Annotated in this window: 17 protein-coding genes; 11 read left to right on the forward strand and 6 right to left on the reverse strand. The window is 64.4% G+C overall.

Annotated elements, in window-relative coordinates:
• The first annotated feature begins 39 nt into the window (after positions 1-39).
• Positions 40-1,821 (forward strand): N-acetylglucosamine-specific PTS transporter subunit IIBC, encoded by a 1,782-nt coding sequence (gene nagE / locus HWX53_RS02960; protein ID WP_175939278.1) that lies wholly within the window; start codon positions 40-42, stop codon positions 1,819-1,821.
• A gap of 136 nt (positions 1,822-1,957) precedes the next feature.
• Here nagE and rpoH read toward each other — a convergent pair whose 3' ends face one another.
• Complete coding sequence (gene rpoH / locus HWX53_RS02965) at positions 1,958-2,893, reverse strand: RNA polymerase sigma factor RpoH (RefSeq protein ID WP_175940582.1); 936 nt, start codon at positions 2,891-2,893, stop codon at positions 1,958-1,960.
• Positions 2,894-3,244: 351 nt separating this feature from the next.
• Between rpoH and HWX53_RS02970 the strand changes: the two genes are divergently transcribed.
• On the forward strand, positions 3,245-3,811 hold the full coding sequence (locus HWX53_RS02970) for an acyloxyacyl hydrolase (RefSeq protein ID WP_175939280.1): 567 nt from the start codon (positions 3,245-3,247) through the stop codon (positions 3,809-3,811).
• Positions 3,812-3,856: 45 nt separating this feature from the next.
• Positions 3,857-4,240 carry a nuclear transport factor 2 family protein gene (locus HWX53_RS02975; protein WP_175939282.1) on the forward strand — a complete coding sequence of 128 codons (384 nt, stop codon included), beginning with the start codon at positions 3,857-3,859 and terminating at the stop codon, positions 4,238-4,240.
• Between the two features lie 19 nt (positions 4,241-4,259).
• Here the strand turns inward: HWX53_RS02975 and leuA are convergent, their stop codons facing one another.
• Complete coding sequence (leuA, locus tag HWX53_RS02980) at positions 4,260-5,912, reverse strand: 2-isopropylmalate synthase (protein ID WP_175939284.1); 1,653 nt, start codon at positions 5,910-5,912, stop codon at positions 4,260-4,262.
• Between leuA and HWX53_RS02985 the strand changes: the two genes are divergently transcribed.
• Positions 5,911-6,054 (forward strand): hypothetical protein, encoded by a 144-nt coding sequence (locus HWX53_RS02985; protein ID WP_175939286.1) that lies wholly within the window; start codon positions 5,911-5,913, stop codon positions 6,052-6,054. The two genes, leuA and HWX53_RS02985, sit on opposite strands and share 2 nt — an antisense overlap.
• Positions 6,055-6,363: 309 nt before the next feature.
• Here the strand turns inward: HWX53_RS02985 and ybiB are convergent, their stop codons facing one another.
• Positions 6,364-7,335 carry a DNA-binding protein YbiB gene (ybiB, locus tag HWX53_RS02990; protein ID WP_175939288.1) on the reverse strand — a complete coding sequence of 324 codons (972 nt, stop codon included), beginning with the start codon at positions 7,333-7,335 and terminating at the stop codon, positions 6,364-6,366.
• Positions 7,336-7,633: 298 nt separating this feature from the next.
• Here ybiB and HWX53_RS02995 point away from each other — a divergent pair, with 298 nt between their 5' ends.
• Genes HWX53_RS02995 through HWX53_RS03005 form a run of 3 tightly spaced genes read left to right on the forward strand, consistent with a single transcriptional unit; the run spans position 7,634 to position 9,621 of the window.
• Positions 7,634-8,332 carry a fumarylacetoacetate hydrolase family protein gene (locus HWX53_RS02995; protein WP_175939290.1) on the forward strand — a complete coding sequence of 233 codons (699 nt, stop codon included), beginning with the start codon at positions 7,634-7,636 and terminating at the stop codon, positions 8,330-8,332.
• 15 nt (positions 8,333-8,347) lie between these two features.
• Positions 8,348-8,992, forward strand: coding sequence for a maleylacetoacetate isomerase (maiA, locus tag HWX53_RS03000; protein WP_175939292.1), 645 nt, complete (start codon positions 8,348-8,350; stop codon positions 8,990-8,992).
• Entirely contained in the window at positions 8,989-9,621 is a 633-nt protein-coding gene (locus HWX53_RS03005) for a LysE/ArgO family amino acid transporter (protein ID WP_175939293.1), read from the forward strand. Before maiA ends, HWX53_RS03005 begins: the two co-directional genes overlap by 4 nt.
• Before the next feature lie 45 nt (positions 9,622-9,666).
• On the opposite strand, the gene ftsY is transcribed toward HWX53_RS03005, so the two are convergent.
• Positions 9,667-10,899, reverse strand: coding sequence for a signal recognition particle-docking protein FtsY (gene ftsY, locus HWX53_RS03010; protein WP_175939295.1), 1,233 nt, complete (start codon positions 10,897-10,899; stop codon positions 9,667-9,669).
• A gap of 207 nt (positions 10,900-11,106) precedes the next feature.
• Between ftsY and rsmD the strand changes: the two genes are divergently transcribed.
• Both rsmD and coaD read left to right on the forward strand, forming a co-directional pair.
• A complete protein-coding gene (gene rsmD, locus HWX53_RS03015; RefSeq protein ID WP_175939297.1) occupies positions 11,107-11,742 on the forward strand; it encodes a 16S rRNA (guanine(966)-N(2))-methyltransferase RsmD in 636 nt (211 codons plus the stop codon).
• Between the two features lie 99 nt (positions 11,743-11,841).
• Positions 11,842-12,345 (forward strand): pantetheine-phosphate adenylyltransferase, encoded by a 504-nt coding sequence (gene coaD, locus HWX53_RS03020; protein ID WP_175939299.1) that lies wholly within the window; start codon positions 11,842-11,844, stop codon positions 12,343-12,345.
• 14 nt (positions 12,346-12,359) lie between these two features.
• On the opposite strand, the gene HWX53_RS03025 is transcribed toward coaD, so the two are convergent.
• The gene (locus HWX53_RS03025) at positions 12,360-12,710 is read right to left on the reverse strand and encodes a winged helix-turn-helix domain-containing protein (RefSeq protein WP_175939301.1); all 351 of its coding nucleotides are present in this window, start codon (positions 12,708-12,710) and stop codon (positions 12,360-12,362) included.
• A gap of 92 nt (positions 12,711-12,802) precedes the next feature.
• Between HWX53_RS03025 and HWX53_RS03030 the strand changes: the two genes are divergently transcribed.
• Complete coding sequence (locus HWX53_RS03030) at positions 12,803-13,372, forward strand: hypothetical protein (protein WP_175939303.1); 570 nt, start codon at positions 12,803-12,805, stop codon at positions 13,370-13,372.
• 13 nt (positions 13,373-13,385) lie between these two features.
• Here HWX53_RS03030 and HWX53_RS03035 read toward each other — a convergent pair whose 3' ends face one another.
• Positions 13,386-13,532, reverse strand: a complete 147-nt coding sequence (locus tag HWX53_RS03035; protein WP_175939304.1) for a hypothetical protein — start codon at positions 13,530-13,532, stop codon at positions 13,386-13,388.
• A 299-nt stretch (positions 13,533-13,831) separates the two neighbouring features.
• Between HWX53_RS03035 and HWX53_RS03040 the strand changes: the two genes are divergently transcribed.
• Positions 13,832-14,089 (forward strand): YfhL family 4Fe-4S dicluster ferredoxin, encoded by a 258-nt coding sequence (locus HWX53_RS03040; protein ID WP_159835144.1) that lies wholly within the window; start codon positions 13,832-13,834, stop codon positions 14,087-14,089.
• The last annotated feature ends 3 nt before the right edge of the window (positions 14,090-14,092 follow it).

The following is a 14,092-nucleotide window of genomic DNA, read 5'->3' on the forward strand; positions in this document are numbered from 1 at the left end:
CAGCAACGACAAGACCTATATTCTTTTGGAGAACCCCCGATGGACGCTAACCCGTTTGCAAAGATGCAGCGCCTAGGCCGCGCCCTGATGCTGCCGATTGCCGTTTTACCGGTGGCCGGCCTGCTGTTGCGTCTAGGCCAGCCCGATGTCTTCAACATCAAGATGATCGCCGACGCGGGCGACGCCATCTTCTCGAATCTGCCGCTCTTGTTCGCAATCGGTGTGGCGGTGGGCTTCGCGAAGGACAACAACGGCACGGCGGGTCTCGCCGGCGCGATCGGTTATCTGATCGAAACGGCCGTCATGAAGGACATTAACGACAAGCTCAACATGGGCGTGCTGTCGGGGATCATCGCGGGTATGGTCGCGGGGTACATGTACAACCGCTTCAAGGACATCAAGCTGCCCGAGTATCTGGCGTTCTTCGGCGGCAAGCGGTTCGTGCCGATCGTCACAGGCGTCGCGTGTCTCTTCATCGGCATCGTGCTGGGGTACGTGTGGCAGCCGGTGCAATCCGGCATTGACGCGGCCGGCAACTGGCTGACGACGGCCGGCGCGCTCGGCACCTTCGTGTTCGGCGTGCTGAACCGCATTCTCCTCGCGACGGGTCTGCACCACATCATCAACTCGCTCGCGTGGTTCGTGTTCGGGTCGTTCACGCCGCCCGGCGGCGGCGCGGTGGTGCACGGCGACTTGCATCGCTTCTTCGCAGGCGACCAGACGGCGGGCGGCTTCATGACCGGCTTCTTCCCGATCATGATGTTCGGCTTGCCGGCCGCGTGTCTCGCGATGTTCCATGAAGCGCCGAAGGAGCGCCGCGCGGTCGTCGGCGGCCTGCTGTTCTCGATGGCGCTGACCGCGTTCCTCACGGGCGTGACCGAGCCGATCGAATACAGCTTCATGTTCCTCGCGCCGGTGCTCTACGGCATCCACGCGGTGCTGACGGGTCTGTCGCTCGCCATTTGCTCGGCGCTCGGCATTCACCTCGGCTTCACGTTCTCGGCGGGCGCGATCGACTACGTGCTGAACTACGGCCTGTCGCAGCGCGGCTGGCTGGCAATTCCGATCGGCCTCGTGTACGGCATCGTGTATTACGGCCTGTTCCGCTTCTTTATCCGCAAGTTCAACATGGCGACGCCGGGCCGCGAGCCCGCCACGACGGACGCGCAAACCGATGCCACGCCGGTCGGCGGCTATGTGCCGGGCGACGTCGCGCCCGCAGCGGCAAGCACGCGCGCCACGAAGTACATCGCGGCGCTGGGCGGCGCGTCGAATCTGACGCTCGTCGATGCCTGCACGACGCGCCTGCGTCTCTCTGTCGTGGATACGGAAGCTGTATCGGAACCGCAATTGAAGACCATCGGCGCGCGTGGCGTGTTGAAGCGCGGCAAGACGAACGTGCAGGTCATCATCGGACCGGAAGCGGACTTGATCGCCGATGAAATTCGCGGCGAACTCGAACACTCGTCGACGCGCGGCGCGACGCCGGCTTCGTCGGCTCCCGCGCAGCCCTCGGTTGCGACGGCAGGCGTGACCGATCAGACGGCGGGCCCGCTCGATCCGGACCCGCTGCGCTGGCTCGCGGTGTTCGGCGGCGCGACTAACGTCGTTTCGCTCGATGCGGTGGCGCACACGCGTCTGCGCGTGGTCGTGCGCGATCCGTCGTCGGTGGATCGTCAGCGTCTGTCGCAACTCGATGTGGCGTGGGTGTCGGCGGACACGTTCCACATCGTCGTCGGCGCGGCAGCGCAGCGGTACGCCGCCCAGATGGCGACGCGACTCGCGGGCAACGGCGGCGGCGCGGCGCCGATGCCGGCCTGATGCGGTAAGCGGTTAGTCTTAGAAACGGCGCCTTCGGGCGCCGTTTTGTTTTCATACACGCCCCGCAGGCAAACAAAAACCCCGCTGTCTTTCGACAGCGGGGTTCGAACACGCTCGGCTTCGTTCTGCCGCGGCGTTACGCGTAGTCGTGCAGCGCGGTGCGCATCTTCTTCATGGCGCTCGCCTCGATCTGGCGAATGCGCTCCGCCGACACGCCGAACTCGTCGGCCAGTTCGTGCAGCGTCTTGCCGCCCGATCCGTCGTCCTGCACGTCGAGCCAGCGCGCCTTGATAATGCGGCGGCTACGCTCGTCGAGCGATTCCAGCGCGGTCGAAAGGCCGTCGCTTTGCAGCTTGTCGAACTGGCGCGCGGCGATCACGTTCGTCGGCTCGTTGTGCGAGTCGGCGAGATAGGCGATCGGCGCGAACGCTTCTTCGCCGTCTTCGACCTGGCCTTCCAGCGCGATATCGCCGCCCGAAAGGCGCGTTTCCATCTCCGCGACCTCTTCGCGCTTGACGTTCAGCTCGCTTGCGAGGCCGTTGATCTCGTCCGGCGTAAACGCGGCATGGCCGGTCTTGTGGCTGCGCAGGTTGAAGAACAGCTTGCGCTGCGCCTTGGTCGTCGCGACCTTCACCATGCGCCAGTTGCGCAGGATGTACTCGTGGATCTCCGCCTTGATCCAGTGCATGGCGTACGACACGAGGCGCACGTTTTGCTCCGGATCGAAGCGCTTCACCGCCTTCATCAGACCGATGTTGCCTTCCTGAATCAGGTCTGCGTGCGGCAGGCCGTAGCCCAGATAGTTGCGGGCAATCGACACGACGAGACGCAGGTGCGACAGCACGAGCTGACGCGCGGCGTTCAGGTTGCCGTGCTCGCGAAATTCGGTGGCGTACTGACGTTCCTCTGCCGGCGACAGCATCGGAATACGGTTCACTGCTTGTATGTAGGAATCGATGTTGCCGATCTGGCCGGTCAGCATCGACGACTGTGCGTACGTCAGCGCGCCTGCCGAAGATGCCTTGGCAGGTGCCGAGCCTACAACATTCGGAAGGGTCATCGCATTGGTCACGCTCATAAGCTCCTTGTCAACAATTGGCTGCGGCCGCAACGGCGGCGGCAGGCCAGTCACGATATTAGCACTCCGTCCAACTGAGTGCTAAGTGTTAGAGGGTAACGACGTGTGGGAGTTCCCACAAAACTATCGATTTTGTGGGTTTGATAGGCGGCGCGGCCGTGTGAACAAGCCGAAATTACCGAAGAAGAGCTGGTAATCGAACGATTTACCGAAATAACGCCGTAAGGCAACGAATTATTCAACCAAAACGGCAACAAACGCTGGTTTGTGCAAATATATGTCTGCCTAAATACAATGCGCCGACAACCGCTCGGCGGGACAACCACACCCTCATATGGGGCGCTCATGCAGAAAAACCAACCCTTCTGGCGCAGTTTTTTGTCTCACGGCGCCATCGCGGTTTCGCTCGGTCTCGCTTCGGCGGCAGCGCATGCCGACCGGTTCGGGCTTCAGATAGCGGGCGGCGTCGCTAACCATGACTTCAAGAAAGCCGACGTCGGCATCGTCTGGGACCCGAACCTGACGTGGTGGGAAATCGGCGGGTTTCACTTCACGCTGCTCGGCGAGGGGCACGTCGCGTACTGGCACACGAAGGAAAGCAACTCGGTGAATCCAAATGTCTGGGAGTTCGGCGTGACACCGGTGCTGCGTTTCGTGAAAAGCTCCGGCTACATTCGGCCGTTCGTGGAAGCAGGCATCGGCGTCCGGCTGCTCTCGCACGCCCGGATCACGGAAGACTACACGCTCTCCAGCGGCTTTCAGTTCGCTGATATGGTCGGCGTGGGCGCGATCTTCGGCGAGAAGCAGAACTATCAGGCCGGTTTTCGCTTCCAGCATCTCTCGAACGCGAGTATCAAAGAGCCGAATCCTGGTATAAATTTCAGCCAGCTATATCTGCAATACAACTTCTGACGGGGCGCCGGCGCATCGGTTCCCCGGCGCAAGGGGAACCGACAGATGCCGGCAAAAACCTTTGAGGCCATCCGCGGCCTGGAGCGCGACCGCTTTCGGGCGATGGTCGAGGGCGACGGCGCCGCGCTCGAAGCGCTGCTGGCCGAGAACGTCAGCTATGTCCACACCAACGGCAAGCGCGAAACGAAGCGCCAGTTCATCGACGCGATCACGGCCGGGCGCCGCCGGTATCGCCAGATCGAGATTCAGACGCAGGACGTTTTCTCTGCTGGACCCGAGACCTGTCTCGTGTCCGGCCGCGCGTTGATCGAAATGGAATCGAAGAACGGCGCGCTGCTCTTTCCCATCGCCTACACGGCGGTTCACGTGCAAACCGGCGGTCAGTGGCAACTGCTCGCGCTTCAGGCGACGCGCGTGGCGCTCGAATAGCGCGTCGCCGTCCGCGCCGTCAGGCTTCAACGGCCTCGTCCTCGCGCACTTTCCGCGCGATTCCCTTCGACCGATTCACCGCGCTCACGACCGCATCGACGACCGCGAGCGCCGGATTCGCGTGCACCGCGACGCCGAAGCGCATCGGTTCATCGGCGACGCGGCAGCCCACGAACACCGCTGTCTCGCCGCTCGCCGTCACCGTCGATTCGAACCAGCTCACGCTCGCGCCGACGTCCAGCGTCGCGGCGACCGCCTGCGCATAGTGTTCCTCGCTCGCGGCGCCTGAAGCAGGCGGCATCGCGATGTGTCGGCCGAAGACGGAAACCGCCGCCGCATCCACGCGCGATACCGGCCCGCCCGCGTCGAAATACTCGCGCTTGAACAGGGCGCAGATGGCGTCGCCGCTGATCTCCTCGCCCGATTCGTCCGCCACCGCCTGCACCGCATGACTGAACTCAATCTGCACGCGGCGCGGCGGCGTGAAGCCGAGTCCGCGTTCGAGCAGATAAGTCGCGCCGCCTTTGCCCGACTGGCTGTTCACGCGAATCACGGCGTCGTAGCTGCGGCCGAGATCGGCGGGATCGATCGGAAGATACGGCACTTCCCACGGCGTGCCGGGCACGCGCTGCGCGAAGCCTTTGCGGATCGCGTCTTGATGCGATCCGGAAAACGCGGTGAACACGAGGTCGCCCGCGTAAGGATGGCGCGGATGCACCGGAAGCTGATTGCAGCGTTCGACGACCCGCCGCACCGCGTCGATGTCCGAGAAGTCGAGGCCGGGATCGATGCCCTGCGTGTACAGATTGAGCGCGAGCGTCACCAGATCGACGTTGCCCGTGCGCTCGCCGTTCCCGAAGAGACAGCCTTCGACGCGATCCGCGCCCGCGAGGAGCGCAAGTTCCGCCGCCGCGACCGCCGTGCCGCGATCATTGTGCGGATGCACCGAGAGCACGATGCTGTCGCGAAAGCCCATGTTGCGGTCCATCCATTCGACCTGATCGGCGAAGACGTTGGGCGTGGCGGATTCGACCGTCGCCGGCAGATTGACGATCATCTTGTGATCGGGCGTCGGACGCCAGACTTGCGCGACGGCATCGCACACTTCGCGCGCGAACGACAATTCCGTCATGCTGAACGTCTCGGGCGAATACTGGTAGATCCAATGCGTGTCCGGCCGCGCCGCCGCGCATTCCTTGATGATGCGCGTGCCCTCGACCGCCAGCGCCTTCACTTCGTCCTTCGACTGATTGAACACGATGCGCCGAAACGACGGCGCGATCGCGTTGTAGAGATGCACGATGACCTTGCTCGCGCCTTCGACCGCTTCGAACGTGCGCTCGATCAGTTCGCGGCGCGATTGCACAAGCACTTCGATGGTGACGTCGTCGGGAATGCGCTTCTCGTCGATCAGCTTGCGCACGAAGTCGAAGTCGGTCTGCGACGCCGACGGGAATCCCACCTCGATTTCCTTGAAACCCGTTGCCACCAACATCTCGAAGAATTCGAGCTTGGCTGCGATGCTCATCGGCTCGATCAGCGACTGGTTGCCGTCGCGCAGATCGGTGCTCATCCAGACGGGCGCTTTCTCGATCGTGCGATTCGGCCAGCGGCGGCCATGCAGACGGACTTGCGGAAACGGGCGGTATTTCTCGGCGGGATTCGGCATCATGATCGTCGATCTCTTTCAGGACGGTTTGTGTAGCGCCTGCGAGAGCGGCCGACGCCGGCGGCTGGCCGGCTGCGGCGCGATGCACATGAAGCACGCGAAGCAGAACCGCGCGCGCGATCCCATTGCGCACCGGCGACGGTGACGCCTGCGACCAACGTGAACGTGCGCGAAGCAGCGTGCATGTGACCCTCGCGTTTTCGATTCGCGGGATGCGCGAACGAAAAACTGACGACTACTAGGTGGTAAGGAAAGAACTGCGGGAACGGCTGGCGGGAACGCGCGCCTGGCGACGCGCGCCGCTACGTCTGGCGACTTACGCTAGACGTAGCGATAGGGGCCGCGCTAGGCGGCCCGAAATAATTCGGAGGGAGGAGAATTGGGTGAAACGCATTGGCCTACTTTAAACCAGCGTTGAAGAAGGTGTCAAATGCGGATTTTCCGATTGCGGTGCCTATACCGGCCGGCGCACGACATCCGCGATCAGCTCCACCTGACGCGCGATAGCGGGCGGCACCGGCACGTCGCCCCGCATCACGTCTTCGATCCAGCGCGCGGTCGTGGCGGCATCGAGCGATTCGGGCAGTTCGACGGCGGGGGCGTCCGCCTGCGAACGCTCGGGCGCGACGAGCGTCTCGGCGTGGCCGTCGTGGAACCAGTCGATCTGCACCTGGCGGCGCGTGTCCGCGACCGCCTCGCCTTCGGTGCCGCGCGCGAGCAGCGCGCCGCCTTGCGCGGCATCCGGATGCTCGGTGAAAAGCGCGGTCAGGCTGTCGCGATATTCCGGGTGCGTGTAGTTGACGAGCCGCAGGCCCGGCTCCGCGAACGGCTGCAAAATCTTGACGAGCGTGTGCGTCGAATTGCGCACGCCCATCACGCGCCGAAGGTCCAGCAGCCGCGCGAGCTTCGGCGCGAGCGCCGTCACGGGCGCGAACGCTAGGCGGCGCGAGGCGAGGCTGTCCTCGATCTCGTCGGGCGACGCCGCATGCGGGATTCCCACTTCGGCGAAGATCGCGGCGCTCGTCACGCGACCCGGATCGTCCACCACGCCATGCACCAGCACCGGCACGCCTTCGCGCGCGAGCAGGAGCGCGAGCAGCGGCGTCAGGTTCGGCTGCTTGCGCGCGCCGTTGTAGCTCGGGATCGACACGGGGCGCGCGTGCTCGCGGCCTTCCTGCACATGCAGCGGCTCGAACGAACGATGCGCCGCCGCCAGCATCGCGGCGAGTTCGGCGGCCGTCTCGCCCTTCACGCGATACGCGAGCAGCACGGCGCCCAGTTCGACGTCGGAGACGCGGCCATCGAGCATGGCTTCGTAGAGCGAATAGGTGTCGTCACGCGAAAGCGCCCGCGCGCCGTTCGGGCCGCGCCCGATTTCCTTGATATAGCGCGCGCAGGGGAAAGAAGGAGGTGGAGTGTCGGTCATCGGAAGCGTGCGCAGAACGGGCGCTCATTTACATGGTCCTGAGCGGCGCCGTCGCGAGTGGAAGATGCGGTATGACACTCAGTATCGCATTTAAGCGCCGCTTGCAAGTTCGGGGGCCGGCATCCGGCGATATTGCGCGGCGGCTCGCAGGATGGCAGCAGGCCGTCCGAAAGCTCGCGCGCCCGCGCCGGACAAGGCTCGCCACGATTCGCGCCGGCACGTTACACTCGCTTTTTGCGACTCCGGCTGCGAGCGTGAGATGCGCCGGCTATCGAATAACATCAAACAGGAGAGCGGGATGACTTACGTGTTTCCCCCGGCGCCGGCGACCGCCGTTCCGGTCGCGGGTTCGAACGAGCAGTTTCCCGTGCGCCGCATCTACTGCGTCGGACGCAACTACGAAGCGCACGCGCGGGAAATGGGCCACGATCCCGACCGCGAGCCGCCGTTCTTCTTCAGCAAGCCCGCCGACGCCGTGCTGTACGTCGCGCCGGGTTCGACCGGCGAGTTGCCGTACCCGTCGCAGACCAAGAACCTGCACTTCGAGATGGAACTCGTCGCGGCTATCGGCAAGCAGGGCAAGGACATTCCCGCCGACAAAGGCCTCGACTACGTGTACGGCTACGCGCTCGGACTCGACATGACGCGTCGCGACCTGCAAGCCGAAGCAAAGAAGCTCGGCCGTCCGTGGGATACGGCGAAAGGCTTCGATCACTCCGCGCCGCTCGGCCCGATTCATCCGGTGTCGAAGGTCGGGCATCTGGAAAAGAGCGCGATCTGGCTCACGGTCAACGGTGAGGAAAAGCAGCGTTCGGACATCTCGCAGCTGATCTGGTCGGTCGGCGAGACGGTCGCCTATCTGTCGACGCTCTTCGAGCTTTTCCCCGGCGATCTCATCTTCACCGGCACGCCCGAAGGCGTGGGCGCGGTCGTGAAGGGCGATCTGCTGAAGGGCGGCGTGGACGGCATCGGCGACTTCTCCGTGCGCGTGGTCTGAGGCGGCGCGCCGACAATGAAGCTCTACAGCTATTTTCGAAGCTCGGCGGCGTATCGCGTGCGCATCGCGCTGAATCTAAAGGGTCTCGACTACGAGTACGAGGGCGTTCATCTGCTGCGCGACGGCGGCGTGCAACTGAAGCCCGAGTATCGCGCGCTGAATCCGGACGGCATCGTGCCGACGCTCGTCGTCGACGGCGACGTGCTCACGCAGTCGCTCGCCATCATCGAATATCTCGACGAGACGCATCCCGAGCCGCCGCTTTTGCCGCGCGGCGCCTCGGACCGCGCGTTCGTCCGGTCGGTGGCGTTGCAGGTTGCCTGCGAGATTCATCCGCTGGATAACCTGCGCGTGCTGAAGTACCTCAAGCATCAGGTGAAGGTGCCGGACGAGGCGAAGGACGCGTGGTACCGGCATTGGGTGGAAACGGGCTTCGAATCGCTCGAAAAGCGCCTCGCGGCCGATTCGCGCGTCGGCAAGCTCACGTTCGGCGACACGCCGACCATCGCCGATCTGTGCATCGTGCCCCAGGTGTTCAACGCGCGGCGCTTCGGCATCGACCTCGCGCCTTACCCGACCATCGAGCGCATAGCCGATTTCGCGAACCAGATTGACGGCTTCATGCGCGCCGCTCCCGCGCAGCAGCCGGACGCCGAATGACGGCGGCGGTATCTGCTGGAGCCCTGTCGAGTTACTTGTCGGGTGCGGGACTGGGAGCGAGCCTGATCGTGGCGATCGGCGCGCAGAATGCGTTCGTGCTGCGGCAGGGGCTCAAGCGGCGGCACGTGGGCATCGTCGTGTCGATCTGCGCGTTCATCGACGTCATGTTGATCGCGCTCGGCGTCGGCGGCATGGGCGCGCTGATCGCGCGGGCGCCGTTTCTACTCGACGTGATTCGCTGGGCGGGCGCGGTTTTCCTGTTCCTCTACGGCTTGCGCGCGTTCATCGCGGCGTGGCGCGGTCCGGGGCATCTGAACGCGTCAGACGGCGATTCGCAGACGGCGGTCGCGGCGGCGTCCACCGTGGTCGCGCTCTCGCTCCTGAATCCGCACGTTTATCTCGATACGGTGGTGCTGCTCGGCGGCATCGGCGCGCGGCATGCTTGGCCGGGCAATGCATGGTTCGCGGCCGGCGCGATGTGTTCGTCCATCATCTGGTTCACGGCGCTTGGCTATGGGGCGCGTCTTTTGGAGCCGTGGTTCCAGAAGGACGTGTCGTGGCGCGTGCTCGATGTAATCGTCGGCTGTGTCATGTGGTGGATTGCTGCGGCGCTGGTGTTTTCGCGCTGAAGCGACGAAAAAAAGGGCGTCTCGCGGACGCCCTTCCTTTCCAGATCACCCCAGCAACGCGTCGGCGAACTCTTCCGCCTTGAACGGCTGCAAGTCCTCGACCTTCTCGCCGACGCCGATGAAGTACACCGGAATCGGCCGCTGTCGCGCGATGGCGGCGAGGATGCCGCCTTTCGCCGTGCCGTCGAGCTTCGTCACGATGAGGCCGGTCAGACCGAGCGCATCGTCGAACGCCTTCACTTGCGCGAGCGCGTTTTGCCCCGTGTTCGCGTCGATGACGAGCAGCACTTCGTGAGGCGCGTCCGGCATCGCCTTCGCGATCACGCGGCGCACCTTGCGCAACTCTTCCATCAGATGCAGCTGCGTCGGCAGACGGCCGGCGGTGTCGGCCATCATCACGTCGATCTTGCGCGCGCGCGCCGCGCCCACGGCGTCGAAAATGACGGCGGCCGCGTCGCCGCTTTCCTGCGCGATGACCGTCACGTTGTTGCGCTCGCCCCAGACGGTGAGTTGTTCTCGGGCGGCGGCGCGGAACGTGTCGCCGGCGGCGAGCAGCACCGACTGGTTGAAGCTCTGCAGATGCTTCGCCAGCTTGCCGATGCTCGTCGTCTTGCCGACGCCGTTCACGCCCGCGATCATCATCACGAGCGGCTGCGCGCGGCCGAGCATCAGCGACTTTTCGAGCGGACGCAGCAAATCGACGAGCAGCTCGCGCAACGCCGCCTTCACCTGCGTGGCCTCCGTCAGCCGCTCGGCGCGCACCTTTTCGCGCAGCGATTCGAGCAGGAATTCGGTGGCATCGACGCCCGCGTCGGACATCAAGAGCGCTGTTTCGAGCTCCTCGTACAGGTCCTCGTCGATCTTCGCGCCGACAAAGATGCCCGTCAGGCTCGAACTCGTCTTCGACAGGCCGTTCCTCAGGCGCGACAGCCACGACTTCTTCGCGGCGGCGTCGGGCTCGGGCGGCGGCAGCACTTCTTCGCTCGCCTCGTCGGTTTCCGGCGCGCGCAGCCATTGCGACTGCGTGCGGCCTTGCCAGTACGGCTTCGGTTCGTCGTTCGCGGCAGCTTGAGCGGGCTCGGCGGGCGCTTCAGGCTCGACTTCGGCAGGCGGCGCTTCCGAAGGAATGGCGGCGTCGACGGCGGGCTCGCGGTCCAGCTCCGCCTCGATCACGGGAGCGGACGCTTCTTCGTCCTCTGCGGCGTCGGGCGTGTTCTCGGCGGATGGGTCGAGCGGCGCGTCAGCCGGCTTTTTGAATCGTTTGAAAAAGCTGAACATGATCTCGGACGATGATGCGCGCGTCAATCGACGGCCCGGCGCGCTCGTGGAAGAACGCCGCGCAATGGCCCGCGCAAGAAGAGGTAAGCCGCGTATTTTATCAGGCGCCGTCTATCGCGCTTGTGCGCCAGCCGCCTGTGGTAACGTTGGCTTTCACTATGCGCGCCGTGCATTCGGCGCTCGCGCCCGATTCCAACGCTTCCCTCTATGCCCCGTTCCTCCGCCTCACGCTCGTCCGCTTCTGCTGCCTCTCACCGCGCGCCTTCGCGCGGCGGCAAGCCGCATACCATCCGCATCATCGGCGGCAACTGGAAGCGCACGCCGCTGCCCGTGCTCGACCTCGAAGGTCTGCGTCCGACGCCCGACCGCGTGCGCGAGACGCTCTTCAACTGGCTCGGTCAGGATCTCGACGGCCAGCGATGTCTCGATCTCTTTGCCGGCAGCGGGGCGCTCGGGTTCGAGGCGGCGTCGCGCGGCGCGTCCCGCGTGCTGATGGTCGAGCGCAACGCGCGCGCCGCCGCGCAGCTTCGCGCGAATCTGGACCGGCTCGCCGCCCGCAACGTCGAAGTGGCCGAAGCCGATGCGCTGCGACTCGCCGCCGGCCTCGCGCCCGGTTCGTTCGACGTGATCTTCCTCGATCCCCCTTTCGGCGATCAAGCGTTGCTCACGCGCGCGCTCGAACTCGCCGCGCCGCTCGCCGCGCCCGATGGCGCCATCTATGTGGAAAGCGGCGAGGCGCTGGACCCCGCCGCCATCGACGCGCTGTCCGGCTGGACCGTGGCCCGGGAGGGCAAGGCGGGCGCGGTTCGGTATCATTTGCTGCGCCGCCAAAATGAGGAATAATGCGCTGCCGAATCCGGGCGCCGAGGCGTACTGGAACGGGCATCGCGGGAATGACGGTCGCCGGAGCGCGGCCCAAGGTCAATAAAAGAGGAGAAGCTCATGGTTGTCGCCGTGTACCCGGGAACATTCGACCCGCTGACGCGCGGGCATGAAGACATCGTGCGGCGCGCATCGAGCATTTTCGATACGCTGGTCGTGGGCGTGGCCGACAGCCGCGCGAAGAAGCCGTTTTTCACGCTGCAGGAGCGGCTCGATATCGCGCATGACGTGCTCGGGCATTATCCGAACGTGCAAGTGAGCAGCTTCACCGGGCTACTGAAGGACTTCGTGCGCAAGAACAATGCGCGCGTGATCGTGCGCGGCCTGCGCGCCGTCTCGGACTTCGAATACGAGTTTCAGATGGCCGGCATGAACCGCTATCTGCTGCCCGACGTCGAAACCATGTTCATGACGCCGTCGGACCAGTATCAATTCATCTCGGGCACCATCGTGCGCGAAATCGCGCAACTCGGCGGCGACGTCAGCAAGTTCGTGTTTCCTTCCGTCGAGAAGCGGCTGATCGACAAGGTCGCGGCTCCTCAAAAGGATCCCGCCGCGCCGTAAGCATGGGCCGACGCTTAGTCGGGCGCGCCGTGCTTGTCTGCCGCTTTGGAGAATGCCTCGGCGAGCTTGTCGAAATGACGTAGCGCGCCGGGCGTTAGCTCGATCTGCTTGCGGCGCGCGTCTTCGGTATCGGTGAGGACGATCCAGCCCTTCTCGCGCATCGACGTGATGCGCGCGTGCAGCGTCGCGGGCGACCCGAACTGGCTTTGCGCCATCATGTCCCGCACGGAAAGACGCGCTTTCTGCTGGCTCATGCGCGCGACAAATTCGAGAATGCGCTCCTCCAGCGGATCGAGCGCGGGCAGTCCGCGCAGCGCTTCGGCGAGCTGAAGAAAGCGGAGATAGATGTCGGCGGGGCGGGTCATGCCTGTGCTTCATCCAGTGTGACGGCTCGATCCGCATCAACCGTGTGAGCTAAGATGAGCCGATAACAACGGGTGGCGGCCATTCTACTCCCATGTCCAATCTGCGCTTGCACGTCGTCTCCGTGATCGGCACAGCGGCCGTGTTCGTGCTGTCTTTGTGGCTCAACGAACGCGTCTTCGCGCACACCGAGTTCGTCCGGGGCGTGAACTGGATCTATCTGCCGTCGGGCGTGAGACTGCTCAGCACGCTGCTCTTGGGCGGCGACGGCGCGCTCGGCTTGCTGATCGCGAGCTGGCTCGTCGACTTCTTCTACTTCTTTCCGAACGACCCGGTGCGAGCGTTCGCCGGGGGCATCATCGCGACAGTCGCGCCGTATGCGGTGTATCGGCTGGCGCGCGAGTGGTACGGGCTCAAGGCGTCGTTGGCCAACCTCACCGCGAACCGCCTGTTGACTCTCGCGCTCGCCTATTCCATCGCGAATCCGCTGTTGCATCACATCTGGTTTGCGCTGCGCGGGGACACGCAGAATATCGTCGAGCGATTTTTCGTGATGGTCGCAGGCGATCTGGCCGGCGCGTTGATCGTGCTGTACGCCGCGAAAGCGCTGCTGGCCGTCGTATTCAGACACGGGCTGCCTCGCGGAGAACGGCTCGAAGACTAGCGGCGACGCGCCGCTATGCGCGGTGATGCATGAACGCGTTCGGGTAGAGCAGCGAAAGCGTGATGATGACCACGCAAAACGTCCAGAACACGACATACAGCGTGCTGCCCAGGGCGGTAAGCGTGTGCTTGCGGTTAGACAACGTGATCACGGTGAACAATGCCACTCCGGGTCGGCGGCACGTGGCGCAGACCAAAAGCAGCGACAAGCATCCAACGAGACCGAGAAGCGCAAGCATAGGTCGCTCTTACAGTGATGAATATCGGTAAAACGAAGCCGGAATCGATATGAAATCTATAACGATCCGGCCGCGCGACGGGCACTCATAGTTCACTGCTGGTTTACGGCGGAAGCCCGCCAAACCTGAGGGTCCGCGCGCTGTTCACGGTCGCGCGCACCGGCGCGCGACGCGCCGGCACGTTATAATCGCTTGTTTTTTAACGCAAAGCTGGCTGCGACATGTCTCTGATCATCACCGACGAGTGCATCAACTGTGACGTCTGCGAGCCCGAGTGCCCCAACGACGCTATCTCGATGGGTACGGACATCTACGTGATCGATCCGAACAAGTGCACGGAATGCGTCGGCCACTTCGATGAACCGCAGTGCCAGCAAGTTTGCCCCGTCGAGTGCATTCCGCGCGATCCGGCGCACGTCGAAACGCCGGAGCAACTGCTGACGAAATACCACGCGTTGATGGCGGCGAAGGGCCGATAAGAC

Source organism: Caballeronia sp. BCC1704, assembly GCF_902833455.1.
Classification (GTDB): Bacteria; Pseudomonadota; Gammaproteobacteria; order Burkholderiales; family Burkholderiaceae; genus Caballeronia.

Excerpts from the sequence above, each read along its gene's own strand:
- nagE (WP_175939278.1), top strand. The coding sequence starts at position 40 with ATGGACGCTAACCCGTTTGCAAAGATGCAGCGCCTAGGCCGCGCCCTG.
- HWX53_RS02970 (WP_175939280.1), top strand. The coding sequence starts at position 3,245 with ATGCAGAAAAACCAACCCTTCTGGCGCAGTTTTTTGTCTCACGGCGCC.
- HWX53_RS02975 (WP_175939282.1), top strand. The coding sequence starts at position 3,857 with ATGCCGGCAAAAACCTTTGAGGCCATCCGCGGCCTGGAGCGCGACCGC.
- HWX53_RS02985 (WP_175939286.1), top strand. The coding sequence starts at position 5,911 with ATGATCGTCGATCTCTTTCAGGACGGTTTGTGTAGCGCCTGCGAGAGC.
- leuA (WP_175939284.1), bottom strand. The coding sequence starts at position 5,912 with ATGATGCCGAATCCCGCCGAGAAATACCGCCCGTTTCCGCAAGTCCGT.
- ybiB (WP_175939288.1), bottom strand. The coding sequence starts at position 7,335 with ATGACCGACACTCCACCTCCTTCTTTCCCCTGCGCGCGCTATATCAAG.
- HWX53_RS02995 (WP_175939290.1), top strand. The coding sequence starts at position 7,634 with ATGACTTACGTGTTTCCCCCGGCGCCGGCGACCGCCGTTCCGGTCGCG.
- maiA (WP_175939292.1), top strand. The coding sequence starts at position 8,348 with ATGAAGCTCTACAGCTATTTTCGAAGCTCGGCGGCGTATCGCGTGCGC.
- HWX53_RS03005 (WP_175939293.1), top strand. The coding sequence starts at position 8,989 with ATGACGGCGGCGGTATCTGCTGGAGCCCTGTCGAGTTACTTGTCGGGT.
- ftsY (WP_175939295.1), bottom strand. The coding sequence starts at position 10,899 with ATGTTCAGCTTTTTCAAACGATTCAAAAAGCCGGCTGACGCGCCGCTC.
- rsmD (WP_175939297.1), top strand. The coding sequence starts at position 11,107 with ATGCCCCGTTCCTCCGCCTCACGCTCGTCCGCTTCTGCTGCCTCTCAC.
- coaD (WP_175939299.1), top strand. The coding sequence starts at position 11,842 with ATGGTTGTCGCCGTGTACCCGGGAACATTCGACCCGCTGACGCGCGGG.
- HWX53_RS03025 (WP_175939301.1), bottom strand. The coding sequence starts at position 12,710 with ATGACCCGCCCCGCCGACATCTATCTCCGCTTTCTTCAGCTCGCCGAA.
- HWX53_RS03030 (WP_175939303.1), top strand. The coding sequence starts at position 12,803 with ATGTCCAATCTGCGCTTGCACGTCGTCTCCGTGATCGGCACAGCGGCC.
- HWX53_RS03040 (WP_159835144.1), top strand. The coding sequence starts at position 13,832 with ATGTCTCTGATCATCACCGACGAGTGCATCAACTGTGACGTCTGCGAG.